22 protein-coding genes are annotated in these 25,572 nt (G+C 64.9%); 18 read left to right on the top strand and 4 right to left on the bottom strand.

What is annotated here, in order from left to right:
• Window positions 1–164: 164 nt before the first annotated feature.
• Together Q0X85_RS02995 and Q0X85_RS02990 are read right to left on the bottom strand one after the other, a co-directional pair.
• Window positions 165–449, bottom strand: coding sequence for a hypothetical protein (locus Q0X85_RS02995; RefSeq protein ID WP_297768786.1), 285 nt, complete (start codon window positions 447–449; stop codon window positions 165–167).
• Window positions 450–698: 249 nt separating this feature from the next.
• Entirely contained in the window at window positions 699–2,438 is a 1,740-nt protein-coding gene (locus tag Q0X85_RS02990; RefSeq protein ID WP_297768783.1) for a trypsin-like peptidase domain-containing protein, read from the bottom strand.
• A gap of 233 nt (window positions 2,439–2,671) precedes the next feature.
• Between Q0X85_RS02990 and Q0X85_RS02985 the strand changes: the two genes are divergently transcribed.
• The 18 genes from Q0X85_RS02985 (at window position 2,672) to Q0X85_RS02895 (ending at window position 24,317) form a co-directional block, all read left to right on the top strand.
• Entirely contained in the window at window positions 2,672–3,601 is a 930-nt protein-coding gene (locus tag Q0X85_RS02985) for a glycine--tRNA ligase subunit alpha (RefSeq protein ID WP_297768780.1), read from the top strand.
• Window positions 3,601–4,125, top strand: coding sequence for a DUF6446 family protein (locus tag Q0X85_RS02980; RefSeq protein ID WP_297768778.1), 525 nt, complete (start codon window positions 3,601–3,603; stop codon window positions 4,123–4,125). The genes Q0X85_RS02985 and Q0X85_RS02980 overlap by 1 nt, the downstream gene beginning before the upstream one ends.
• Window positions 4,126–4,130: 5 nt before the next feature.
• Entirely contained in the window at window positions 4,131–6,413 is a 2,283-nt protein-coding gene (gene glyS / locus Q0X85_RS02975) for a glycine--tRNA ligase subunit beta (RefSeq protein WP_297768776.1), read from the top strand.
• Between the two features lie 330 nt (window positions 6,414–6,743).
• The gene (locus tag Q0X85_RS02970; RefSeq protein ID WP_297768774.1) at window positions 6,744–9,284 is read left to right on the top strand and encodes a putative PEP-binding protein; all 2,541 of its coding nucleotides are present in this window, start codon (window positions 6,744–6,746) and stop codon (window positions 9,282–9,284) included.
• Between the two features lie 165 nt (window positions 9,285–9,449).
• Window positions 9,450–10,061, top strand: a complete 612-nt coding sequence (locus Q0X85_RS02965) for a cell wall hydrolase (protein WP_297768771.1) — start codon at window positions 9,450–9,452, stop codon at window positions 10,059–10,061.
• A gap of 137 nt (window positions 10,062–10,198) precedes the next feature.
• Window positions 10,199–10,366, top strand: coding sequence for a 50S ribosomal protein L33 (gene rpmG, locus Q0X85_RS02960; RefSeq protein ID WP_007799108.1), 168 nt, complete (start codon window positions 10,199–10,201; stop codon window positions 10,364–10,366).
• Between the two features lie 104 nt (window positions 10,367–10,470).
• Window positions 10,471–11,019, top strand: a complete 549-nt coding sequence (locus tag Q0X85_RS02955) for a GNAT family N-acetyltransferase (RefSeq protein WP_297768768.1) — start codon at window positions 10,471–10,473, stop codon at window positions 11,017–11,019.
• A gap of 11 nt (window positions 11,020–11,030) precedes the next feature.
• A complete protein-coding gene (locus Q0X85_RS02950; RefSeq protein ID WP_297768765.1) occupies window positions 11,031–11,420 on the top strand; it encodes a hypothetical protein in 390 nt (129 codons plus the stop codon).
• A 65-nt stretch (window positions 11,421–11,485) separates the two neighbouring features.
• On the top strand, window positions 11,486–12,895 hold the full coding sequence (locus Q0X85_RS02945; protein ID WP_297768762.1) for a PepSY domain-containing protein: 1,410 nt from the start codon (window positions 11,486–11,488) through the stop codon (window positions 12,893–12,895).
• A gap of 748 nt (window positions 12,896–13,643) precedes the next feature.
• The gene (mraZ, locus tag Q0X85_RS02940; protein WP_297768759.1) at window positions 13,644–14,147 is read left to right on the top strand and encodes a division/cell wall cluster transcriptional repressor MraZ; all 504 of its coding nucleotides are present in this window, start codon (window positions 13,644–13,646) and stop codon (window positions 14,145–14,147) included.
• Between the two features lie 3 nt (window positions 14,148–14,150).
• The gene (rsmH, locus tag Q0X85_RS02935; RefSeq protein WP_297768756.1) at window positions 14,151–15,143 is read left to right on the top strand and encodes a 16S rRNA (cytosine(1402)-N(4))-methyltransferase RsmH; all 993 of its coding nucleotides are present in this window, start codon (window positions 14,151–14,153) and stop codon (window positions 15,141–15,143) included.
• Window positions 15,143–15,487, top strand: a complete 345-nt coding sequence (locus Q0X85_RS02930; RefSeq protein WP_297768796.1) for a cell division protein FtsL — start codon at window positions 15,143–15,145, stop codon at window positions 15,485–15,487. Before rsmH ends, Q0X85_RS02930 begins: the two co-directional genes overlap by 1 nt.
• Window positions 15,484–17,268 (top strand): penicillin-binding protein 2, encoded by a 1,785-nt coding sequence (locus Q0X85_RS02925; protein ID WP_297768753.1) that lies wholly within the window; start codon window positions 15,484–15,486, stop codon window positions 17,266–17,268. The genes Q0X85_RS02930 and Q0X85_RS02925 overlap by 4 nt, the downstream gene beginning before the upstream one ends.
• A gap of 19 nt (window positions 17,269–17,287) precedes the next feature.
• Window positions 17,288–18,769: a UDP-N-acetylmuramoyl-L-alanyl-D-glutamate--2,6-diaminopimelate ligase gene (locus tag Q0X85_RS02920; protein ID WP_297768750.1), complete on the top strand. Its 1,482-nt coding sequence runs from the start codon at window positions 17,288–17,290 to the stop codon at window positions 18,767–18,769.
• Window positions 18,766–20,202 (top strand): UDP-N-acetylmuramoyl-tripeptide--D-alanyl-D-alanine ligase, encoded by a 1,437-nt coding sequence (murF, locus tag Q0X85_RS02915; protein ID WP_297768748.1) that lies wholly within the window; start codon window positions 18,766–18,768, stop codon window positions 20,200–20,202. The genes Q0X85_RS02920 and murF overlap by 4 nt, the downstream gene beginning before the upstream one ends.
• Window positions 20,202–21,284: a phospho-N-acetylmuramoyl-pentapeptide-transferase gene (mraY, locus tag Q0X85_RS02910; protein WP_297768745.1), complete on the top strand. Its 1,083-nt coding sequence runs from the start codon at window positions 20,202–20,204 to the stop codon at window positions 21,282–21,284. The genes murF and mraY overlap by 1 nt, the downstream gene beginning before the upstream one ends.
• 425 nt (window positions 21,285–21,709) lie before the next feature.
• Window positions 21,710–23,125 (top strand): tetratricopeptide repeat protein, encoded by a 1,416-nt coding sequence (locus tag Q0X85_RS02905; protein WP_297768742.1) that lies wholly within the window; start codon window positions 21,710–21,712, stop codon window positions 23,123–23,125.
• A 769-nt stretch (window positions 23,126–23,894) separates the two neighbouring features.
• On the top strand, window positions 23,895–24,317 hold the full coding sequence (locus tag Q0X85_RS02895; protein ID WP_297768740.1) for a heme-binding protein: 423 nt from the start codon (window positions 23,895–23,897) through the stop codon (window positions 24,315–24,317).
• 20 nt (window positions 24,318–24,337) lie between these two features.
• Here Q0X85_RS02895 and Q0X85_RS02890 read toward each other — a convergent pair whose 3' ends face one another.
• Both Q0X85_RS02890 and Q0X85_RS02885 read right to left on the bottom strand, forming a co-directional pair.
• A complete protein-coding gene (locus Q0X85_RS02890) occupies window positions 24,338–24,787 on the bottom strand; it encodes a carbon monoxide dehydrogenase subunit G (protein WP_297768738.1) in 450 nt (149 codons plus the stop codon).
• A 28-nt stretch (window positions 24,788–24,815) separates the two neighbouring features.
• A complete protein-coding gene (locus tag Q0X85_RS02885) occupies window positions 24,816–25,571 on the bottom strand; it encodes an XdhC family protein (RefSeq protein ID WP_297768736.1) in 756 nt (251 codons plus the stop codon).
• Between the last annotated feature and the right edge of the window lies 1 nt (window position 25,572).

The following is a 25,572-nucleotide window of genomic DNA, read 5'->3' as shown; positions in this document are numbered from 1 at the left end:
GCGTTTTCAATGGCTTGAAACGTTGCAAAAGCGCCCGCCCGAGGGGGCGGTCGGGCGCTGCGCGGCGGTGCCTGCGGCACCTTGATTCCGCGCATTGGTGCTGCACTTGAACGGCAGCTCCAGGCCAACACCCGACCCGTTGATCACGGTGCATGGCTCCGCCTCTAATATATATCCTTGAACCCGCGCACCGGAATGTAGGTCGGACAGCCGGGGCGCGCGGTATTGATGATCAGGTACCATACGATTTCCCCGGGCCGCCCGGCACGAGAATACTCGCAACCGATAGGGTGGGTCCACCACTGCCCCTGATGCGACACCGGAGGCGCCACGCTACCGGTGCCGCCCTTGATCTGCGTTGCGCGTCCCACCTTTTTTGAGACATCGGCCTGCACGGTGCCCGCGAAAACAAGTGTTGCCGCGGCGGCAATCGAAAGGATCTTCTTCATGTTCCAAACTCCTTATTGACACTTCGACGATCCGGCGTGCCGGTCTCGCCCACGCTCTTCGGTGCGCCTATTCAAAGCGCTTGGCGCGGGTGGCTCGGGGCCAAGACCATGTCAAAAGAACGGCGTTTGGAGACAATTATTCCGATCCTGGCGGGGCGGTCGGCGCCACAGCCCACACACATCGCCGCAACCCCTTGAAATCAGTGACTTCAAGGGGCTCAGACGTAGAAAAATAATGTTGAATTGGAGTTATTCCCAGCAGCTGACCAAGGCGGTCATTGCGCTGGCCCGGTCGGTGAGTGCCTCGGGCGAAATGCGGTCCTGGCCCGACGTGGTGCGCGGCGTAATCCCCCCGCGGCTCAGCACGTCCTGCAAGGCGCCGTTGGTTGCGGCAAAGCTCACATCATCGGGCAGCACGCGTCCCCCGTCCCGCGACTGGGGCAGCAGCATTCCGAGCACCGCGCCGCCGGTGTCGAGCACAGGCCCGCCAGCATCCCCCTCAAGCGCGTTGAGCGCCAGCCGCTTGAGATGCGACTCGCCGTTCAACCCGCGCAAGTCCGAGAGTTGCCCATAGGTCAGTGTCGGTGCGCCCAGTATCCCGCCATAGGAATAGCCCGCGACGGCGACATCGCTTTGCAGACGCGGGGTGATCTCCTGAAATGTGGCAACCTCCAGCGGTGCAAGGCGCTGCCGGGGTTTCAGGATCGCCACGCCAATCCCGTCATCGGTCAGCGTGACGTCGGCCTCGTAGCTCTCGTCAATCGTGATGCGCCCGCAATTCCGTACCGCCTCGGCGGTGGTCAGCACCGCGCCGCCCGCGTCAACGAAAAAGCCCGAGCGCGACAGCTTGGGCTGGCGAATTTCCAGACCTGACACCAGATCGATGCTCTGCTCGCCACGGCCTTCGGCGGGGTCCAGCGTGCCGGGCAGCCATTCAAAACTGTCCTGCATGCGGTCCAGGAGCCGGGTGCGCCGCGCCTCGTCGCCGGCGGGCCAGATCAGGGTAAACCCCTTGACCTGCCCATCGCGCAGCCAGACCTGTGTCTGAGAGATTTGCAACGCGCCCTCGCCAATCAGCGTAAAGCTGTCATCGTCGAGGGTGCGGGGCCCTGTTTCGGGAACGATTTCGAGCGTCTGCATGATATCGTAAAGACCGCCCAGGGTGGCGCGGTCGCCCTGTTGGCTGATCAGAAGCACGCGGGCGTCGATATCGCCGGTGGCATTGAAATGCGCGAACGGGGGCTCATAGCGATCAAACTCCACCACATCGGTCGGCATCTCCATGGCGATCCCGGTGGCATTGTCCCGCACAATCTCGAGGCCGAGCCCGTCAAACACCGCGTTGTACTGCGTCAGCAAGTCGGCGCGTTGCCGGGTTGTCAGGATGCCCGTGATGTCAAACCCGTTGGCGTCTTGCCAGCGGGCCATCGCCGCGCGCGTGCCCCGGCCAAACGCCGCGTCGATCCGGCCCGCGTAGAACCCGGCCCATTTGAGCGCGACCTGCAACTCTTCGCGCTCGGCGCGGCTGAGCAGCCGTTCGCTGGCGCGGGCCTCTTGCGGGGTCTCCAGAACCGGCTCGGGCTCCGGGAGCGGGGCAGGCGCATCGGCGATCTCGGGTGGGCTGTCTGGTGCCACAGGGGCAGGCTGATCGAGAAGGTTCGCGCCGATGGGCCAGAATTGTTGTTCGTAATCAGAGCTTTCAGCGATATAGCTGTCGGGCGCGATGACGCCCTCGGCGCGATAGACCTGCAGCACGCGTTCTGCCTCATCGCGCCGGTAGGGCCCGAGCGCGATCGCATACCAGCCCCGCCCGAGTGAAAAGCCATTCACATCCGTGAGGTCGGCCGCATAGCCCCGCGCGGCAAGCTGCGCCTCGTTGAGGCTGGCTTTGGCCTCGATCTGGACCCAGACGAGGGGCTCGTCCTGTGCCCGGACCGCTGGCACGGCCATGAAAACAACTAAAATGAATCCCAGAACAATACGCGCCATCGGTTTTCCTTGGTCGTGTCGTGTGACGGTCAGTCAGACCTTTGGGGTGTTTTAGCAAAAATGCCGACCGATGCACCCGAAATATTCGCGTGGGTCATGGGCTGGTCCGCCCCGCACCGGCTTGGCGCCGCGTCTGCCTTGCTTTGGGCAATGTGGCACGCGCTGCCTGATTGACCCCGTCTCGCGCCCGGCCTAGGTAGGGGCGGAAAATCAGGGCAGGTCCGGGTAGAGGCATGAGCGAGCAGATCGAGAAACCGCGCAGCTTTCAGGAGATCATCCTGCGGCTGCAAAGCTATTGGGCCGCGCAGGGCTGTGCCGTGATGCAGCCCTATGACATGGAGGTCGGCGCAGGCACCTTTCACCCCGCGACCACGCTGCGCTCTCTGGGCTCCAAACCCTGGGCCGCCGCCTATGTGCAGCCCTCGCGCCGCCCCACCGACGGGCGCTATGGCGAGAACCCCAACCGGCTCCAGCATTATTACCAGTATCAGGTGCTGATCAAACCCTCACCGCCTGACCTGCAAGACCTTTACCTCGGCAGCCTGCGCGCCATTGGCATCGACATGGCCCTGCACGACATCCGCTTTGTCGAGGACGACTGGGAAAGCCCGACGCTCGGCGCATGGGGCCTCGGGTGGGAGGTCTGGTGCGACGGCATGGAAGTCTCGCAGTTCACCTATTTCCAGCAGGTCGGCGGGCATGATTGCCACCCTGTCTCGGGTGAGCTGACCTATGGTCTGGAACGTCTCGCGATGTATGTGCTGGGCATCGACCACGTGATGGAGATGCCCTTCAACGACCCCGCAGCACCCATTCCCCTGACCTATGGCGATGTGTTCCGCCAGACCGAAGAGGAATACAGCCGCTGGAATTTCGATGTGGCCAACACCGAGGTGCTCCTGCGCCATTTCGAGGAGGCCGAGGCCGAATGCGAGGCGATCCTCGCCCAAGAGGCCACCGACCCCAAAACGGCCAAACGCATCATCATGGCCCATCCCGCCTATGACCAGTGCATCAAGGCGTCGCACATCTTCAACCTGCTCGATGCGCGCGGCGTCATTTCCGTGACCGAGCGGCAGGCCTATATCGGTCGCGTGCGCGCACTGGCCAAAAAATGCGCCGATGCCTTCGTGCAGACAGAGGCCGGGGGGCAGGCGGCGTAATGGGCAAATTTCTGGCGGGGGCGATCTTGATATCCGCATTGGTGGCCGGGGCGGCCCTTTATTACCTTCAGGTCTATCACTTCTACGAAGAGGTGGCGGCCACCGGCACCGACGATGTGCAACTGACCTCGCTCGTCACCGGCGCGCCCGAGCCGGTGCTCTATGACGCGTTTCAGGCGATCGACGCCGATAGCAGCCCGATCCGCTACCGCGCCTGTTTCACCACCACGCTGAGCCATCCGATGCTCACCGAGACCTATGAACTCTTCGAGCGCGCCGAGCCGCTCAATGCCCCCGGCTGGTTCGACTGTTTCGATGCGCAGGCCCTCGGGGCCGCGCTCGAAGACGGGCGCGCGCTGGCCTTTCTCGGCCAAAAAGACATTCAATACGGCATCGACCGCATCGTCGCCATCACCGAGGACGGCAGGGGCTATGTCTGGCACCAGATCAACCGCTGCGGCGAGGTGGTGTTTGACGGCCAGCGCGCGCCCGAGGATTGCCCCAAACCGCCGCAAGGATATTGACGACCATGCCTGATCTGCTGATCGAACTCTTCTCCGAGGAAATCCCCGCGCGCATGCAGGCCAAGGCGGCCGACGACCTGCGCGCGCGCCTGACAGATGCGCTGGTCGAGGCTGGGCTGACCTATGCAGGCGCGGCGGCGTTCTCCACGCCCCGGCGGCTGACGCTGACGGTGCACGGGCTGCTCGCCACCAGCCCCACCACAAGCGAAGAGCGCAAGGGCCCCCGCGTCGATGCACCGGACAAGGCCATCGAGGGTTTTCTGCGCGGCGCGGGCGTGGCCCGCGAGGATCTCGAAATCCGCGATGAGAAAAAGGGCCAGGTCTATTACGCCACCCTCACCCGGCCCGGACGCCCCGCCGCCGACATCGTCGCCGAGGAGCTGGAAAAGCTCATTCGCAATTTCCCGTGGCCCAAGTCGATGCGCTGGGGCGCGGGCTCCCTGCGCTGGGTGCGCCCGCTGCACTCCATCCTCTGCATCCTGACCAGTGACGATGGCGAGGCGCAGGTGGTCGATCTCGAAGTGGATGGCATCCGCGCGGGCAACACGACGCGCGGCCACCGCTTCATGGCCCCCGATGCGTTTTCTGTGACCTCCTTCGACGATTACGCCGCCCGCCTCAAGCGCGCCCATGTGGTGCTCGACGCCGCCGAGCGGGCCGAGGCGATCTGGCAGGACGCCACCAATCAGGCCTTCGCCGCCGGCTGCGAGGTGGTCGAGGATCGCGGGCTGCTCTCGGAGGTCGCGGGGCTGGTGGAATGGCCCGTGGTGCTGATGGGCCGGATCGACGACGATTTTCTCGACCTGCCGCCCGAGGTGTTGCAGACCTCGATGAAGGAACATCAGAAGTTCTTTTCGGTCCGCAACCCCAAGACCGGCCGCATCGAACGCTTCGTCACCGTCGCCAATGTCGAGACGGCGGACCACGGCGCGACCATCCTCGCGGGCAATCAAAAGGTGCTGGCCGCTAGGCTCAGCGACGCGAAATTCTTTTGGGAGAATGACCTGCGCACGGTACGAGAGCGGGGCCTCGAAGGCATGGCCGAGGGCCTGCGCGACGTCACCTTCCACAACAAGCTGGGATCACAGGCCGACCGGGTGGCGCGCATCGCGGCGCTGGCGCGCGAGATCGCACCGCTGGTGGGCGCCAAGCCCGATCTCGCCGCCGAGGCCGCGCGCGTGGCCAAGGCCGATCTGCAATCCGAAATGGTCGGCGAATTCCCCGAATTGCAGGGGCTGATGGGCCGCTATTACGCACAGGCCGCAGGCCATGACGATGGCGTGCCCGAGGCCTGCGAGGAGCATTACAAGCCGCTGGGGCCGGGCGACGCCGTGCCCTTCGCCCCGGTCTCGGTCGCCGTGGCGCTGGCCGACAAGATCGACACGCTGACCGGGTTCTGGGCGATTGACGAGAAGCCCACCGGCTCGAAAGACCCCTACGCGCTGCGCCGCGCGGCTTTGGGGGTAATTCGGTTGGTGTTGGGGAATGGGTTGCGTGTTTTGCTATGCGATCTTATTCGAACCGCGATCACGCGAAACGAGGCGGACAGTCTTCGTTCGCACGCAGACATGGACGAAATATTTGACGAGAGATGGCTCTCCTGGCCCGAAGGTTTGTTGTATGAACGCGACCACTGGAAAGATCCGCAAGTAATTGATTATCTTGCGCGCGCGATTAAATCGGATGATCTGACGTTTGACGAACGTCGCGCTGCGGCACAAACGCTAGCCGATGAAGTTTTTGCTGGTAGTCCAAAGAAAACCAACGACCTCCTCGCCTTCCTCCACGACCGTCTCAAGGTCCATCTCAAGGACGAGGGTATCCGCCATGACGTGATCGACGCCTGCCTTGCGATGGAGGGCAATGACGACCTCACCCTGCTCGTCCACCGCGCCCGCGCGCTCGGGGCGTTCCTGAGCACCGATGATGGTGAGAACCTGTTGCAGGGCTTCAAGCGGGCCAACAACATCCTCACACAGGCCGAGGAAAAGGACGGCGTCGAATACTCCTTCGGCGCGGATGTGAAATTCGCCGAGACCGACGAGGAAAAGGCGCTTTTCGCCGCCCTCGACACCGCAGAGCCGCAGATTGCCGCCGCCCTCAAGACCGAGGATTTCGCCGGGGCGATGCGCGCCATGGCCGCCCTGCGCCCGGCCGTCGATGCGTTTTTCGAGGCGGTGCAGGTCAATGTCTACAATCAGGTGCTGCGCCGCAACCGCCTCAACCTGCTCAGCCGTATCCGCACCATCTGCCTGCAGGCCGCCGACCTCACCCGCGTAGAGGGGTAGGGCGGTTTGCCGCCATAGGTTTAAGCCGCGCAGCGTCGTGCCGCGGTGTGGCGATCCAACGCTGGTCTGGCAGCGCTTTATGCCAGCCAAACCCGAAAAAGACCCGAGCGCAGAACAGGTTGCAGCCAAATCGCCGCGCCGGGGGGCGGCGCGACGATGCGCGGCGGCCCGTTGGGCCGCGTTTCGCGCAGGGTGCTTCAATCCGATGATCGCTCCAGACCAAACCCCCGCCGCCCCGTGCCTCATCCTCGCCCTGTCACAGATCTGCTATCCTTTCCCTTGCCTTGTGTGCCATCGGGCGTATGGTGCGGACAAAGGAAAGGTGCCGCAGTGCAGCAAGACGACCAGCATATCACCCTGATCACCCCGTCCTCGCCTGTGCGGGCCAACACCCATGGCGGTCGCGCCAAGTGCTTGCAGCGTCTTGTCCGGCTTGACCTGCCCGTGCCGCGCACCATCGCACTGTCGTTCGAGGCGGTGCACCGGATTGCCGCGGGGGAGCTGCCGGATATGGATCGGCTGCTCGCGCCGTTCGGCGAGGGACCGCTCCTTTGCGTGCGCCCGTCGTCGGAAGACCCCGATTGGGGCGGGCCGGGCGCGGTGCTCAACATCGGCATCAATGATGCGCGGTTCGCCGATCTGTCCGAACGGATCGGCAAGCAGGCGGCCTCTGATATCTATCTGCGCTTCGTTCAGGCCTATGCGATCCACGTCGCGCGGCTCGATCCTGATATCTTCGAGGATGTCGACGAAGACCCGATGCGCGGGCTCGGGCAGGCGCTCAAGGCCTATGAATCCGAGACCGAAGAAGAATTCCCCCAAGACCCCGGCAAGCAGTTGACCGAGGTGCTGCGCTCGATGGCGCGCGCGTGGGAGGGCACGACCGCGCGCCTCTTGCGGCAGGCCAAGGGCGCCCCGGCGGATGCCGGGCTGGGGCTCGTGGTACAGGAGCTGGCGCTGGGGCTGGGGCAGGGCGAATGTGGCTCGGGGGTCATGCAACTGGTCAACAGCCAGACCGGCGCGCGCCAGATCACCGGGCGCTACCTGAGCCAGAGCCAGGGCCGCGACGCGCTCGAACGCGGCGCGGATGCGCTCTATCTCGAACGCGACACGCGCGGGCCATCGCTCGAGGAGCTGGCGCCGGAGGCGTTTGACGAGATCAAGGCCTATACCGCGCTCATGCGCGAGCATTTGCGCGAGGAGATGCAGGCCGAGTTCACCATCGAGAACGGCAAGGTCTGGCTGCTCGACGGGCTGCGCGTGGCGCGCAACGGGCGCGCGGCGGTGGCGATCTCGGTGGCCCTGGCCGAAGACGGGATCATCTCCAGGGAAGAGGCGCTCTTGCGCATCGAGCCGCGCGCGCTCAACGAGTTGCTGCACCGGCAGGTCGACCCGGAGGCCGAGCGCGACGTGCTGGCGCGCGGCATTGCCGCGAGCCCGGGGGCGGCTTCTGGCCGGGTGGTGTTTTCCGCCGCAGAGGCGCAGGCGGCGCAATCGCGGGGCGAGCCTTGCATTCTGGTGCGGCGCGAGACCAGCCCCGAGGATATCCGCGGCATGCACGCGGCAACGGGCGTGCTGACAGAGCGCGGCGGCATGACCAGCCATGCCGCGGTGATCGGGCGCGGCATCGGCCTGCCTTGCGTGGTCGGCGCCTCCGAAATTCACTTTCAGACCCGGCGCAAGCAGCTGACCATGCCGGATGGACGGGTGGTCAAGGCCGGTGATCTGATCACCATCGACGGCACCGGCGGGCTGGTTCTGGCCGGTGAGACGCCGTTGCTGGAGGCCGCGCGCGACGATTCCTTTCAGACCCTGATGAGCTGGGCCGACAATGTGCGCGATATCGCGGTGCGTGCGAATGCCGATACGCCGATCGACGCCGAAGTGGCGCGCAAATTCAACGCGCGCGGCATCGGCCTGTGCCGGACAGAGCACATGTTCTTCGATACCGAACGGCTGACGGTGATGCGCGAGATGATCTTTGCCGATGGCAGCGAGGACCGCGCCGCCGTGCTCGAACGCCTTTTGCCGATGCAGCGTGAGGATCTGGCCAATCTCTTTCGGATCATGCAGGGGCTGCCGGTCTGTATCCGCCTCTTTGACCCGCCCTTGCACGAATTCCTGCCCACCGACCGGGTAGGCCACCTGCAACTGGCCGAGGCGCTCGACCTGCCGCTGTCTGACGTGACCCGACGGGTCGAGGCACTGGGCGAATACAATCCGATGCTCGGCATGCGCGGCGTGCGCCTTGGCATCACCGTGCCCGAGATCTACGACATGCAGGCACGGGCCATCTTCGAGGCGACGCTGGAGGCCAGCCGCGAGGGCGCGCCGGTGGTGCCCGAGATCATGATCCCGCTGGTCAGCGCCAAGCGCGAGGTGGAGCTTGTCAAGACGCGGGTCGACGCCGTCGCTGCCGCCGTGCGCAACGAGACCGGGCTTGATTTCGCCTATCGGCTCGGCGTCATGGTCGAGACACCGCGCGCGGCGCTGCGGGCGGGCGAGTTTGCGCATCTCGTCTCGTTCCTGAGCTTTGGCACCAATGATTTGACCCAGATGACCTATGGCCTGTCGCGCGACGACGCGGGGCGGTTCATGTCGGATTACGTGCAGCAGGGTGTCTATCCCGAAGATCCGTTTCACATGCTCGATATCGACGGGGTGGGCGAGCTGCTCAAGATCGGTGCCGAGCGGGGGCGCGCGGTCAATCCCGACATCTCGCTGTCGATCTGCGGAGAGCATGGCGGCAACCCCGAATCAATCGCGTTTTGTCGTGAGGCCGGATTCAACTACGTTTCATGCTCGCCCTTCCGTGTCCCGGTGGCGCGACTTGCTGCCGCACAGCTGACCGCGCGGGACAAAATCGAGTAGGTAAATCCGCCCACCGCGCAACATCCGGATAAATTACACCGCGTGTTGCGACACGAAAGACCGCAGGCCTGTGCCCGCCCGGGCGGCGGGCTGGACGCATCGCGCCGTTTTGGCTATGACCCCGCGATGCAGTGGGCCCCGCGCCCACCGGTCAGGAGAGCTTGGATGAAACGGATTGCACTCGCAGCGGCGATGGCGGTCATGGCGGGGCCGGTCTTGGCCGATACCCCGGTGACCCGGTTGATGGAACAGGAAATGCGCGCATTGCGCTCGATTTCGGGCGATCGCATGGCCAGCTATCTCAGCCGACCCGAGACCGAAATCAGCTATTCCCCCGCATGGCTGGCCAATCAAGAACCCGCCAAGGGCGGCGCGCAGTGGCGGTGCCTGGCCGAGGCGCTCTATTTCGAGGCGCGCGGCGAGAGCATCAAGGGTCAATTCGCGGTGGCCGAGGTCATCCTGAACCGGGTCGACGACGCGTATTACCCCGACACGGTCTGTGACGTGATCCATCAGGGCACGGGCCGCAAGTTTCAGTGTCAGTTCACCTATACCTGCGACGGCCACAAAGAGGTCATCGCCGAACCCGACGCCTTTCGTAAGGTCGGCAAGGTCGCACGTTTGATGGTCGATGGTGCGCCGCGGCATCTCACCAATGGGGCCACGCATTATCACACCCGCGCCGTCAATCCGCGCTGGGCGAGCCGCCTGCCGCGCACCGCGACCATCGGCGTGCATCATTTCTATCGTCAGCCCACCCGTCTGTCGCAGAACTGAGAGGCCATAGGGCACCTGAACAAGGAAATCCCGGCCTGATACGACAATCGCGGTTGACTCGGTCGCGCGCGTCGGTAAAAGGCAGACTTCATGAGATATTCACGGGCGAGCCGATTGCCCGGCGCAGGAGATAACCAATGGCGAAGCCGACGACCATCAAGATCCGTCTGAACTCGACCGCGGGCACGGGCCATTTCTACGTGACCAAGAAAAACGCACGCACGATGACCGAAAAGATGACCGTACGAAAGTACGATCCCGTGGTGCGCAAGCATGTCGAGTACAAGGAAGGCAAGATCAAGTAAGATCGCCCCCCCCAGACCAGACAGCCAAAGCCGCGCCAACCAGAGCGCGGCTTTTTCTTTTGGGCGCTCAGGTGGCCGGCAGTCCGACCGAAAGAGTGTTTCCGATGTCCGACTTTTTGATACGCCCCGTCTTTCCCGCCGATCATGCGGCAATCAACGACCTCCTGCGCGACGCCTATGCGCAGCAAATGTCGCAGGTCTATTCCGTGGCGCTGCGGCGCAAGGCCCTCCCGGTCCTGACCGACATTTCACCCGCGCTGCTCTTTGGCGGGCGCTACGTGTTGGCCGAATACGATGACGAGGTCGTCGGGGTTGCTGGCTGGAGCGATATCAGCCCGTTTGGCCGGACCTGTCCACAAGGGCATGCGCATGTGCGGCACATGGCCTGCGCCCCTGACTGTCTGCGCCGGGGGATCGGACGCGCGCTGATGATGGAAGTCATACAGGCGACACAGCGCGGCGGTGTTCGTCATCTGCATTGCCTGTGCCCGCTCAATGCCGCCGCGTTTTGCGAGGCGGTGGGGTTTCGCTCTTTGGCAGAGGTGGTTCTGGGCTTCACGCCAGAGATCAGTTTGCCCGCCGTCGACATGCGTCTTGATATGGTCGGCGCGGTCGACCAAACCCCTGCGATGGAGGCTGGTGCGCGCGTTTGACCTGTGGCAGAGTGTCACCCGTGATGTCCGTGGTTTCGAGCCTCTTTTCAAGATTGCTTCTGGTCTTTGCCCTCAGCGTGGCACTGGCCGCAGTCGGCTTTGCACATCGCGTTGACACCACCCGCGAGGCCAATCCAGATTTCCGCGCCTTTGTCGCGGCCGGTGGCAGCGTCGCAGATATATGCGACAGCCACGCCCCGGACGGGCCGCCGCACCATCAGGGGATGACGGGCTGCGACGCCTGTCGGCTGATCGCGGGCGTGCTGATGCCCGCGCATGCTATCGTACTGGCGACATGGCAATTGCCCCGTCGTGTGGCGCTTTGGTCTGCGCCGCACATCGATGTGCCGCGTGTCATCGCCCATGCCCTGCAACATAGCCGCGCCCCACCGCGCGCCTGATATTTTCAAAAGTTCGAGTTTTTGACTGTCGCCCCCGTGAGGGGGCATTTCTTATGGAGTCCTCCATGACCTCTATCGATCCGACCCTCGCCCCCGCGCAAACGCGAGATGGGGTGAACAAGTTTTATTTCGCCGCCTGGCGCTGGCATTTCTACGCTGGCCTCTTCGTGATCCCGTTCTTCTGCATCCTTGCCGTCACCGGCATGCTGATGCTCTGGATATCCTGGGTCGACGGGCGCGACGGCGAGCGCACGCCGGTGATCCCGCAAGAGGCGGCGCTCGCCGTCTCCGAGCAGGCCCAGGCGGCCACCGCCGCCATCCCCGGCGGCACCCTCAAGCAATACGTGGCCCCGCGCAGCAGAGATCTGGCGGCGATCTTCCGCGTCGATCTGGACGGCGAGGCCAATATGGTCGTCGTCGATCCCTATACGGCGCAGGTGCTGGAGATCTTCCCGCGCCGCTCCGGCTGGTATGATTTCGCCGACAGCATCCACAGCGATCTGATGCTCGGCGTGACCGGTGACCGGATGCTGGAAATCGCGGCCTCGCTCGGCATGGTGCTCATTGCCACCGGCCTTTACATGTGGTGGCCGCGCGAGGCCGGGTGGCGGGCGGCACTCATTCCCACCTTTGGCCGGGGCCGCGCGCTCTGGCGCTCCCTGCATGGCGTTCTGGGCTTCTGGATTTCCATCGTGCTGGCGTTCTTCCTCGTCTCCGGCCTCGCCTGGGCGGGCATCTGGGGCGAAAAGATGGTCCAGGCCTGGAGCCAGTTCCCGGCCGAGAAATGGGACAACGTGCCGCTCTCGGACGATATCCATGCCAGCATGAACCACGACCGCAAAGAGGTGCCTTGGGCGCTGGAACTCACGCCGATGCCCGCCTCGGGCAGCCATGCGGGCCATGCGGGCGTCGATGCCGAGGGCGGCAGGGCGGTGGATATCGACACGCTCGACGGGCTTGCGCGCGAGATCGGGTTCGACGCTCGCTACCAGCTCAACCTGCCGAACGGTGAGGCGGGCGTCTGGACCATCAACCGCGACTCGATGAACACCGACGACACCGACCCCACCAGCGACCGCACCGTGCATGTGGACCAGTATACCGGCAATATCCTCGCCGATGTGCGCTACGGCGATTATTCGCTGGCGGGCAAGGCGATGGCGGTGGGCATCGCGCTGCACATGGGCACGCTCGGGCTGTGGAGTGTGCTGGCCAACACCGTCTTTTGCCTCTCGGTGCTGTTCCTCTGCGTCAGTTCCGTGGTGATGTGGTGGAAGCGCCGCCCGGTCGGGGCAGGCGGACGTCTCGCCGCGCCACCCTTGCCGCGTGACATGCCGATGTGGCAGGGCGCGGTGCTGGTCGGGCTGGCGGTCTCGCTGGCCTTTCCTTTGGCCGGGCTGACGCTGATCACCGTGCTGGCGCTCGATGTGCTGGTGCTGCAACGCCTGCCCGCGCTGCGCCGTCTGGTCAGCTGATCCTCGCTCCGGTGCGGGGCGGCCAATCCTCGATCATGCGAAACCCCGTCCCGAAAGGGCGGGGTTTCGTCGTTTCTCCGGGATCGGACGGGAGATTGCGGGATCTACGGGAAATCATGGGCCGGATTGCGCTGGGCGGCACAGATGGCGCGCTCATGTCGAATCATTTCCCTGCGATTCAAGGTGGATTCGCCGAGTCAGCCACATGGTCCGCCCTTGCAAGGCCTGTTGATTTGGCCCGGAAAGGGCGGTATTGCTCGTCAAACCAAGCGTGATTGCAAAAAATTTTGGAAATCGTGGGAAATTTGAGGAGCATGATTTTTAGGCCATATATTGTGATACATCTTTCACAGATAACAATATAGGCCAAAAATTTCCCGAATCAGACCACATTATGTTGTTTTGAAAGGGCCTCAAAAGCAACATGATGTATCCACAAGGGCAAAAAAGCATTGCCATGGGACGACTTCCCATAGTATCAATAAACCACGATGAGGACGGGAACACAGAGGGGCAGCAAGACCCCAAAAACTCCCAAGTCAGGTTTCATACAGGCACCCGCTTTCATCGAACAAAGAGATCCGGCGCGCGAGCGAGCAGACATCCCCCCAGGTGGCGCGCGCAGTCGGACACCCCGCTCAAGCGGGACGAGGGCGGCGGGTTGATCAGTGGCAGCAGATCAACCCGCCGTTTCGTGTCTGAGGGGGCAGGTTTTCAGCCGGGGGCGTAACAAGGGACCAACGGGACAGTGGGCCGGATATTCAGAGGCGAGAGTCTCCACAAGGTGGATGGAAAGGGCAGGGTGTCTATCCCGGCTCTCTATCGCCGTGTGATCGAGGCCTCCGACCCGAACTGGACCGACGGCCTCAGCCCCGAACTCATCATCGTCTATGGCGACCACCGCCGCAATTTCCTCGAATGCTACACCGTCGAGGCGATGCAGGAGGTGGACGACAAGATCGCCGCCCTTCCGCGCGGCTCGCAGGCGCGCAAGCATCTCCAGCGCCTCTTTCACGGCCAGAGCTTTCCCACCTCGGTGGACGAGACCGGGCGGCTGGTGCTGCCCGCCAAGCTGCGCCGCAAGATCGACCTCGAAGGCGAGGCGTTCTTCATCGCTGCCGGCGACACCTTCCAGATCTGGAAGCCCGAGACCTACGAGGCCGAGGAGCTGGCCAAGACCGAGGAATGGCTCGACGACTTCCCCGAGGATTTCGACCCGCTCATCCTGCTCGACAACCCGGACGGGGCGTAAGCCATGGCCGCTGCCGCCGCCACATCCCCCGACGCCCCGCATATCCCGGTCCTGCTGCGCCCGCTTCTGGCGGCCGTGGCCCCCGTCACCGGCACCTGGCTTGATGGCACGCTCGGCGCGGGCGGCTATGCGCGCGGGCTGCTGGACGCCGGGGCGGCCCAGGTCATCGGCGTTGACCGTGACCCGCTGGCGCTCGATCTCGCGCGTGACTGGGGCGCGGAATACGGCGACCGGCTGCGCCTCGTGCAGGGCAATTTCGCGCAGATGGACGACTACGCCACCGATCTCGACGGCGTCGTGCTCGATCTCGGCGTCTCCTCGATGCAGCTCGATGAGGCCGCGCGCGGCTTTTCCTTCCGAAACGACGGCCCGCTCGACATGCGGATGAGCCAGTCCGGCCCCACCGCCGCCGATCTGGTCAACGAGACCCCCGAGGCCGAGCTTGCCAATATCATCTTTCTCTACGGCGAGGAGCGCGCCAGCCGCCGCATCGCCAAATCCATCGTGCGATCCCGCGAGGCCGCCCCCATCGACACCACGCTGCAACTGGCCGGGATCGTCGAGCGCTGCCTGCCGCGCCCCAAGCCCGGCCAGACCCACCCCGCGACCCGCACCTTTCAGGCGATCCGCATCGCGGTGAACGACGAATACGGCGCGCTCATCGAGGGGCTGGAGGCGGCAGAACGCGCCCTCAAACCCGGCGGGCAGCTGGCTGTCGTGACCTTCCACTCCATCGAGGACCGGATGGTCAAACGCTTCTTGCAGATCCGCGCAGGCGCCACCGGCGGCGGCAGCCGCCACGCCCCCAAGATCGAACAGCCCGACCCGCAATTCACCCTCAAGTCGCGCAAGGCCATCGTCGCGGACGCGCAGGAACTGGATGAAAACCCGCGCGCGCGCAGCGCCAAGCTGCGCGTCGCAACCCGCACCGGGGCCCCGTCGGGCCACGTTGACCGCAGCGCCATCGGCATGCCGATGCTCAAGGGGGGCAGATGATGCGCAGCCTGCTTTACGTTCTCACCGCTTTGGCCGTGATCGGCCTCGCCTTCTGGGCCTACCGCGAGAATTATCTCACGCAAGAGGCGCAGGCCGAGGCGCAGAAATTGCAACGTGACATCGGCGATGCGCGCGCCCGGCTGCGGGTGCTCAACGCCGAATGGGCCTATCTCAATCGCCCCGACCGTCTGATGGATCTGGTCGAGTTGAACTATGAAAAGCTCGGCCTCATGCCGCTTCAGCCCTATCAGTTCGGCCGGGTCGATCAGGTGTCTTTCCCGGCCCCGCCCGAATTGCCGATCACCAACCCCGTCGATGTCTCGAACTCGGAGCAACAGCCATGATCCGCACGCCGCTGCGTCCGCTCGCCCGTATTCTGGAGGCCCGCAGCCGGGGCGAGAATCCCGACGCCATCGAGCGCGAGAACATCCGCCTGCGGCACGAGGAAATGCGCGACCGCGCGCGCAGACGGGCCGAAGGGCGCCTGCTGGTCCTGGCCGCGGTGTTTTTCGCGGCGTTCACCGTGGTGGGCGGCCGCATGGCCGTTCTGGCCAGCTCCGAGCCGGCAGAGCCGGTGACGAGCGTTGCCGGCGCAAAGATCTTTGCGCAACGTGCCGATATCGTCGATCGCGAGGGGCGCATTCTGGCCACCAATTTCGACACCCATAGCCTCTATGCCCAACCTCCACAGATGATCGACCCGATCGACGCCGCCGACAAGCTGGTCGAGATCTTTCCCGATCTGGAGCGTGAGCGCCTGGTCAAGGATTTCACGGGCAAGCGCAAGTTCTTGTGGATAAAAAAGAAGCTGAGCCCGGAACAAAAGCAGGCGGTGCACGATATCGGCGAGCCGGGCCTGCTGTTTGGCCCGCGCGAGATGCGGCTCTATCCCAACGGTCGCCTGGCCTCGCATGTGCTGGGCGGTGCGAGCTTTGGCCGCGAGGGGGTGCATGCCGCTGAGGTTGTCGGCGTGGCCGGGATCGAGCGATACCTTGATGACCGGTTGCGCGACCCGGCGCGCGCGCACGAGCCGCTCACGCTGTCTCTCGACCTGAGCGTGCAGGCGGCGCTGGAGCGGGTTCTGCATGGCGGCATGAAGATCATGAATGCCAAGGGCGCCGCCGGTATCCTGATGGAGGTCGAGACCGGAGAGGTGGTGGCGGTCGCGTCACTGCCCGATTTTGACCCCAATGACCGGCCCGCGCCGCCCACCCAAGGTAGCCCGAGCGACAGCCCGATCTTCAACCGCGCGGTGCAGGGGGTGTACGAGCTGGGAAGCACGTTCAAGATTTTCGCCGTGGCGCAAGCCGTCGAATTGGGCCTGGTGAACCCCGAGACCATGATCAACACCAAGAGCCCGATGCAATGGGGCAAGTTCCGGATCCGGGATTTTCACAATTACGGCCCCGAGTTGAGCGTCAGCAAAGTGATCATCAAATCCTCCAATGTCGGCACTGCGCGGATTGCGATGCAGATCGGGGGGAAACGGCAAAGAGAGTTTCTGGAGCAACTGGGCTTTACCACGGCGGTGCCGCTCGAGATCACCGAGGCGTCGGGCAGCACGCCGCTTCTGCCCAGGAACTGGTCCGAATTGTCGACCATGACGATCTCTTATGGTCACGGCCTGTCGGTCAGCCCGCTGCATCTGGCGGCGGGGTATGCCACGATCGCCAATGGCGGACGCCGGGTGACGCCCACATTGTTGCATGGCGAGGCGCGCGCGCCCGGCCCGAGGGTGATGTCCGAGGCGACCGCAGGTGCGATGCGGCGCATGTTGCGCCAAGTGGTGAGCGAGGGCACGGCGAGCCTTGGCGAGGTGCCCGGCTACGCGGTCGGTGGCAAGACCGGGACCGCAGACAAGCCCAAGGAACGCGGTGGCGGCTATCACAAGGACAAGGTGATCGCGACCTTCGCCAGCATGTTCCCCGCGCATGATCCGAAATACGTGCTGGTCGTGACGCTGGATGAGCCGGTCGAGACCTCCGGCAGCGAGCCGCGCCGCACCGCTGGCTGGACGGCCGTGCCGGTGGCGGCCGAGATCATCCGTCGCGTCGGACCGCTGCTTGGCCTGCGGCCCGAGATTGAACCCGGCAATCTGGCTGCTATAAGGCAGACATCTAATTGAGCCGGAACGGGGCAGTGCGGTGGGGCAGATCAAGACATTGGCGGAGTTGGGCCTGACGGCGCAGGCCGGGCGACAGGCGCGGATCACCGGCCTTGCGGTGGACAGCCGCGAGGTGAGGGCAGACTACCTGTTTGCCGCCTTGCCGGGCACCAGGATGCATGGCGCGACATTCATAGAATATGCTCTCCAGCAAGGTGCAGGCGCGATCCTGACCGACGCGCCGGGTGCGCGCATCGCGCAGGATGCGCTTGCGGCCAGCACCGCCGCACTGGTCATCGCGGAAGACCCGCGTCAGACCCTCGCCTACGCGTCGGCGCTTTGGTTCGGTGCACAGCCCGAGACGATGGTCGCCGTGACCGGCACCAATGGCAAGACCTCGGTCGCCACATTCACCCGTCAGATCTGGGACCGGTTGGGCTTTGACGCGGTGAACCTGGGCACAACCGGCGTCGAAGGCGCCTATAGCGCGCCCCTGGCGCATACCACGCCAGAGCCGATCACCCTGCACCGGATGCTGGCCAAATGCGAGCTTGCCGGCATCACCCATGCCGCGATGGAGGCGTCGTCGCACGGTCTTGCGCAGCGGCGTCTCGACGGGGTGCGGCTGGTGGCGGCGGGCTTTACCAATTTCACTCAGGATCATCTGGATTACCACGCCAGCTTTGACGACTACTTCGCGGCCAAGGCAGGGCTCTTTGGCCGCGTCCTGCCCGACGACGGTGTCGCGGTCGTCAACATCGACGATCGGCGCGGTGCCGACATGGCCGCGCTGGCCACCGCACGCGGGCAGGACCTGATCACCGTCGGGCGTGAGCCGGGGGCAGACCTGCATCTGTCGGCGCAGAGGTTCGACACCACCGGTCAGGTCCTGCGCTTCGAATGGGAGGACCGCGTGCATCAGATGCGGCTGAACCTGATCGGCGGGTTTCAGGGCGAAAACGTGCTGCTGGCCTGTGGCCTGGCAATCGGGGCGGGCGCGGATGCAGAGCGTGTGTTCGAGACCCTGCCGGCCATGGTCACGGTGCGCGGGCGGATGCAACACGCCGCCACCCGCGACAACGGCGCGGCGGTTTTCGTGGATTACGCCCATACCCCCGACGCGGTCGCCACTGCGATAAAGGCGCTGCGACCGCATGTCATGGGGCGCCTCATTGCAATCGTGGGCGCTGGCGGTGATCGGGACCGGGCCAAGCGTCCCTTGATGGGGCAGGCCGCCGCGGACCACGCCGATCTTGTGATCGTGACCGATGACAACCCACGCTCGGAGGATCCCGCCGCGATCCGCGCCGCCGTGCTCGAGGGCTGTCCGGGTGCGATCGAGGTGGGCGACCGGGCCGAGGCCATTTTGCGCGGCGTTGACATGCTGGGCACGGGCGATGCGCTTCTGGTGTGCGGCAAGGGGCACGAGACCGGGCAGATTGTCGGGGATGACGTGCTGCCATTCGATGATGCCGAACAGTCCAGTCTTGCGGTCACTGTGCTCGACGGGGGCATGGGATGACGCTGTGGTGCGCTGAAGACGCCGCGCAGGCCACGGGCGGTCGCGCCACCGGTGACTGGTGCGCCTCGGGCGTGTCAATCGACACTCGGACCTTGCAACCGGGCGATCTCTTTGTGGCGCTGAGCGCGGCCCGTGACGGACATGAGTTCGTGCAACAGGCGCTGGCCAAGGGGGCCGCGGCGGCACTAGTGAGCCATCTGCCCGACGATGTGGCCGCCGATGCCCCGCTGCTGATCGTCGATGACGTACAAGCCGGTCTGGAGGCATTGGGCCGGGCCGGCCGGGCGCGAAGCGCGGCGCGCGTGGTGGCCGTCACCGGCTCGGTTGGCAAGACCTCCACCAAGGAGATGCTGCGCGACGTGCTCGGTCGTCAGGGCCGCGCACATGCGGCCGAGGCGAGTTACAATAACCATTGGGGCGTGCCGCTGACACTGGCGCGGATGCCGCGGGACACCGAATTTGCGGTCATCGAGATCGGCATGAACCATCCCGGCGAGATTGCGCCGCTCGCGCGCATGGCCCGCCCGCATGTGGCGCTGATCACCACGGTCGCTGCCGCACATCTTGAGGCATTCGAGAACGTCGACGGCATTGCCCGGGAAAAAGCCAGTATTTTCGAGGGGCTGGAGCCGGGCGGCGTGGCCGTCATCAATGCCGATGTCGACACCGCCCCGATCCTGCGCGCGGCGGCAGAACAGGCAGCAGAGCGCGTCATCAGCTTTGGCACCTCTCGCAGTGCCCATCATCGGTTGCTGAATGTCGAACTTCATGACCGCTCGACGGTCGCCAGGGCGCGGGCCTGGCGGACGCCGCTGATCTACAAGGTCGGCGTGCCAGGCCGGCATTTCGCGCTCAACGCTCTGGCGGTGCTGGCGGTGGTGCAGGTGCTCGGCTGTGACCGGGCCGTGGCGATCGCGGACCTGGCCGAGTGGGCCCCGCCAATGGGCCGGGGCACGCGCGAAGAGCTGGTGCTCGATCTCGCGGGCGACGGGATGAGCATTGATCTGATCGACGACGCGTTCAACGCCAACCCAAGCTCAATGGCCGCCGCGCTCGAGGTGCTGGCCGCAAGCCTGCCGCGCGATGGCGTCGGTCGCGTGTCGCGTGGGCGCAGGATCGCGATTCTTGGCGACATGCTGGAGCTGGGCGCAGGCGAGATCACGCTCCACTCGGGGCTGGCCGACCTTCCCTTCGTGGCGCGGCTGGACGAAATCCATTGTGTTGGCCCTCGGATGCGTGCCCTTTGGGAGGCACTTCCCGACGCGCGCCGCGGGCGATGGGCCGAAACCGCAGAGCAATTGGCCCCCAAGGCGCACCGTCTGATAGACGCGGGCGACGTGGTGTTGGTAAAGGGCTCCAAAGGGAGCAAGGTCAGCCTTGTGGTCGATGCGCTGCGCCGCGCGGGCCGGCTGACAGGAAAAGGAAGCGCGTAATGCTCTATTGGCTGACCATCTGGTCCGACGGCGGTGATTTCTTCAACCTCTTTCGCTATATCACCTTTCGGGCGGGCGGGGCGTTCATGACGGCGCTGATCTTCGGCTTCATTTTCGGCCCGCCGCTGATCCTGTCGCTGCGCCGCCGTCAGGGCAAGGGCCAGCCCATTCGCATCGACGGTCCCGAGGGGCATTTCACCAAGGCCGGCACGCCGACCATGGGCGGGCTTCTGATCGTGGGGGCGCTGGTGACCTCGACGCTTCTCTGGGCCCGTCTCGACAATCCGTATGTCTGGCTCCTGCTCTTTGTGACCCTGGCCTTCGGGTTGATCGGCTTTGCCGATGACTATGCCAAGGTCAGCAAGCAGAACGTCTCGGGTGTCTCGGGACGTGTCCGGCTTGGTCTTGGATTTCTGATTGCCCTGATTGCCGCGGTCTGGGCCGGATTTCATCATCCCGACGAGTTGCAGTACCAACTCGCCTTGCCGGTCTTCAAGGATGTGCTGATCAATCTCGGGGTGTTCTTCATTCCGTTTGCGATGTTCGTGATCGTCGGTGCGGCCAATGCCGTCAACCTGACCGACGGGCTGGACGGTCTGGCGATCATGCCGGTGATGATCGCATCCGGCGCCTTGGGGATCATTGCCTATGCCGTGGGCCGGGTCGATTTTACCGATTATCTCGGGTTGCATTATGTGCCCGGGACCGGCGAGATCCTGATCTTCGTGGCCGGGCTCGTGGGCGGCGGTCTTGGGTTTTTGTGGTATAACGCGCCGCCGGCGGCGGTCTTTATGGGCGATACCGGGTCGCTTGCGCTGGGCGGCGCGTTGGGCGCGATCGCGGTCGCCACCAAGCACGAGCTGGTGCTGGGCATCGTCGGCGGGCTGTTCGTGGTCGAGGCCCTGTCGGTGATCATTCAGGTGTTTTATTTCAAGCGCACCGGCAAGCGGGTGTTCCTGATGGCGCCCATCCACCACCACTACGAGAAAAAGGGCTGGGCCGAACCGCAGATCGTCATCCGCTTCTGGATCATCGCGCTGATATTGGCGATGATCGGGCTGGCAACGCTCAAGCTGCGCTAGGGGCGTGGTTTTGGCTTGGAGCGGACCTTGGATCAAAGCACCCGCGCGATACGCGGTCGAAGACCGCCGCGCATCGACGGGCCGCCCCGACGGCACGGCGATTTGGCTGCAACCTGCGCATTGCTTAGATGTTTTCCTGACTTGGCAGGGATAAAGTTCTGCCGAACGAGCGTTGGATCGCCGCACCACGGCCCGTCGATGCGCGGCTCACGTCAATGTCCGCTCCAAGCCAAACCTGGCCGCGCATCAAAGACCACCCGTACAACCCGGTCTCCGTCCCCATTCCCCCGCCTCCCGTCATCCTCGGGCCTGACCCGAGGATCTCTCCGGCAACAGATCCTCCGATCAAGCCGGAGGATGACGCCCTCTTCCCACATCGCCGCAAACGGGTATTGTGAGGCCGAGGGTAGTCGAGCGGGTCGGTGATGTTGGAGTATTGGATTGCCGTAAAGGAGTGGCTGGTCGCCGAGGCCGCTTGGGTCGTGCCGCTTACGGCCATCATAACGGCTCTGGCCGTCTTGATTGGCTGGGTCAAATGGCCCTTCAAACGCGACAGACCCACCCAACTCGCCCCCGAGACCATCGACCAGATCAAGCCGTCACAGGCCAGGGACGGCCCGGCCCTCACCGTCTCCGAATTCATCCGCCTGCGCCGCGAACTCAAGGCCGATCTCGAACAGGAACTGGCCGAGGCCGCAGAGGGAGAAAAGACGCAGCTTCGCGCCCGTATCGCCGAACTCGAATCCCAGATCGCCAACCCGGAAAAATCCCTCGCCGAGGCCCGCAAACGCATCGCCGACCTCGAGGCACTGCTCGACCGCGAGGCCAACCATATCGGCGGCGACCGGATTGCCGAGGCCAAGGCGGCGCTGGAACAGGGCGACTACTCCCTCGCCGACGCCATCTTCGCCGAGATCGAGGCGCGCAACGAACTCGCCATTTCCGAGACCGCCCGCGCCGCCTATGGCCGGGGCGAGGTCGCCGAGGCCGAGGTCCGCTGGCACGACGCCGCCCGCCACTACGCCGACGCGGCACGGCTGAACCCGGGATATGACGCCCTGTTCAAGGCCCGCGCATACGCCTGGCGCGCCGGACATCTCGACGCCGCGCATCGCTACGGGGCAGACCTCGTGGCCCTCGCCCGAACGGACGGCAAGCCGGAGAAGACCGCGGCGGCCCTGAATGACCACGCCCTGACAATCAACGCGCAGGGGCAGTATGCCGAGGCCGAGGGGCTCTATCGCGAGGCGCTACAGATCGGTCGCGCGACCATCGGCGAGGGGCATCCGGACTATGCCACCAACCTCAACAACCTCGCGCTTGTGCTGGAGGCGCAGGGTCGGTATGCCGAGGCCGAGGGGCTCTACCGGCAATCGTCGGAAATAGAGCGCGCGACTATCGGCGAGGGGCATCCGAATTATGCCATCGGCCTCAATAACCTCGCGCTCGTGGTGCAGGCGCAGGGGCGGTATGCCGAGGCCGAGGGGCTCTACCGCGAGGCACTGGAGATCGACCGCGCGACCATCGGTGAGATGCACCCGGAGTATGCTAACCGCATGGGCAACCTTGCGCTCGTGGTGCAGGCGCAGGGGCGGTATACCGAGGCCGAAGGGCTCTACCGGCAATCGTCGGAAATAGAGCGCGCGACCATCGGCGAGGAGCATCCGGACTATGCCGTCGGCCTCAAAAACCTCGCAGGCGTGCTGGTAAAGCTTAACCGCGCAACCGAGGCCCGTCCGCTGCTGGAGCAGGCGCTGGCCATCTTCCGCGCCACGCTCCCCGCCGACCATCCGCATATCGCGGGGGTTCAAAGCCAACTCGCCGTCCTCCCCGACGACTAACCGAGCCTCTTTTTCCCCGTCATCCTCCGGTCAAGCCGGAGGATGACGTCCGTGTCCCGCCCCGACGCCTGACCCAACCGCCCTCTCTTTCCCCGTCATCCTCGGGCCTGACCCGAGGATCTCCCCGCCAGCAGATCCTCCGGTCAAGCCGGAGGATGACGTCTGCACCCGCCGCTACACACGCCCCGTTAACCGCCCCCTCTCCCCACACCCACGCCGTCGCGATACCGTCGCAATACCGACGCGATACAGACAGCCCAAAATCGCCCATCCCCCTTGTTAACCTGACGATTCTGCCCCTTTCGCCGCTCCCCCCGCGCGCCCCGTGCAACCTTTCGTTAACCCGCCTGCGCGGCACCGGATTGCTCCGGAGCCTGGGTTGCACGTGACCGGGGCGGGGCAGGTGACTGGTCTTGCGGACACCGCGCAATTCGCACGCCACGCAGTATCACCACGTCGATGTGCCGGGGCTGCAAGAGGCGCTCAAAGGCTCGGACCCGGCCTCGCGCGCAGATTTCCTCGCAATATCTGGCCAACTGGCTGATTCATGGCGTACGCTCGGCGGAAGAGATCGAGGCGTCACTCCGCCGGATGGCCCCCAAGGTGGACGCGCAAAACGCGGATGACCCGGAAAACCGCCCGATGGTGCCGGAGTTCGACGTGTCGGCCTTTGCAGCGGCGCGCGTTCGATGGCAAGATCGGCCGAGCAGCCCTCGGGCTATACAGAGCCCGCGCGGCGCGGCGTCAAGGCAGCATAAGGGGACTGGCGATGATGACGATCAAGAGGCTGGATCTGGCGGATGCAGGTGTGTTGCTGTCAGGTGCGCGCGCCAAGGCCGCCGAGATTGGCGTGCCGATGTGCATCGCGATCACCGATGAGGGCGGCAATCTGGTCGCGTTCGAGCGGATGGATGGTGGCAAGGTGACCTCGATCACCATCGCCATCGACAAGGCGTTCACCGCCGCGGGCGCCAAGAAGGCGACGCATGAATATGGCGAGGTCAGTCAGCCCGGCAAGCCGGTCTACGGTATCGCCTCGGCCATTGGCGGGCGGCTGATGGTGGTGGGCGGTGGCCTGCCAGTTGAGGTCAACGGCGAGGTTGTGGGCGGCATCGGGGTGAGTTCCGGCACGCCCGCGCAGGACCGCGAGGTGGCCGAGGCCGGGATCGCGGCGTTTATGGCGTCGCTCTGAGGCGTGCGCCCCGGCCGGGCTCAGACTTCGGCCGGGGCCACGGCCTCCTGGAAGTTGGCAAAGAACTTGCTGGCGAGCTTCTTGGCCGTGCTTTGAACGAGCCGGCTACCCAACTGCGCGAGCTTGCCGCCAATATCGGCATGCGCTTCGTAGCGCAGGATCGTCACGCCGTCCTGTTCGGTCAGCGTCACATCAGCCCCGCCCTTGGCGTGTCCGGCAGTGCCGCCATTGCCCTGGCCTTTCAGAGAGAACGCATCCGGTGCGCCGGATGTGTCGAGCGTGACGGTTCCGGTAAACCGCGCTTTGACCGGTCCGATCTTGAGCAAGACACGCGCCTCCATCTCCGTATCGGAATGTTTGACCAACTCTTCGCAACCGGGAATGCTCTGCCGCAAGATGTCGGGATCGTTCAGCGCCGCATACACCCGGTCTTTCGGTGCTTGGATGTTGATTTCATCGGCGAGGTCCATAGCATACTCCTTGATATAAAAGCGAAATTCATGTCTGACGCTGGCCTTGCCTGCGGTGCTTGACGATCTGTGCGAGGATAGAGAGCGCGATTTCCTCTGGCGTGACGGCATCTATGGCGAGACCGGCTGGCGAGTGGATGCGCGCAAGGCTGTCGGGGTCGGCCTCCAGCCTCTTGGAAAGTGCCGCAAATTTGCGATGGCTGGAGACAAAGCCGATATAATCCGCCTCGCTGGCAAGGGCCGTGTTCAGCGCTGCAAGATCGCCTGACCCTTGTGTCGCAATGACTATCATTCGGGCGCTGGTTGGCGCCGGCAATGGGCCCGACTCGGGCGTGGTGATGTCAAATTCAAACGGCTGGGCAAGCGTGGCCAACGCGAGGGCGACGGGCGATGCGCCAAGGATCACCAGTTCAGGACGGGGCAGAACGGGCTCCACGAAAACCTCCATGGCGCCCTTGCTGGGACAGCCGTTGCGCGCGATCTCGCGGCCCTCATGGGTCTGACCGGGGGACAGGCCGTGTTCTCTCAACGCGTCTTCGGGCTGGATCGAGATGAGGCGCGGGGTGGCTTCGGCAATCGCATCGCGTGCGGCGCGACTGATCGCGCTGCGCACACATCCGCCGCCGATCCAGCCCTCCGATATGGTGCCGTCTGCAAGGACAAGCGCGCGCGCGCCGGGCTTCGCGGCAGTAGCACCTACTGTGCGGATCACGGTGGCGATGGCATAGGGTTCGCGAGCGGTTGCAAGACGGTGCGTGGCGAGATCGAGTGTGTCAGTGCCCATG

The sequence above is a fragment of the uncultured Roseovarius sp. genome, from assembly GCF_947259555.1.
Lineage (GTDB): Bacteria > Pseudomonadota > Alphaproteobacteria > Rhodobacterales > Rhodobacteraceae > Roseovarius.
This window is presented reverse-complemented; position numbering and strand designations above follow the sequence as displayed.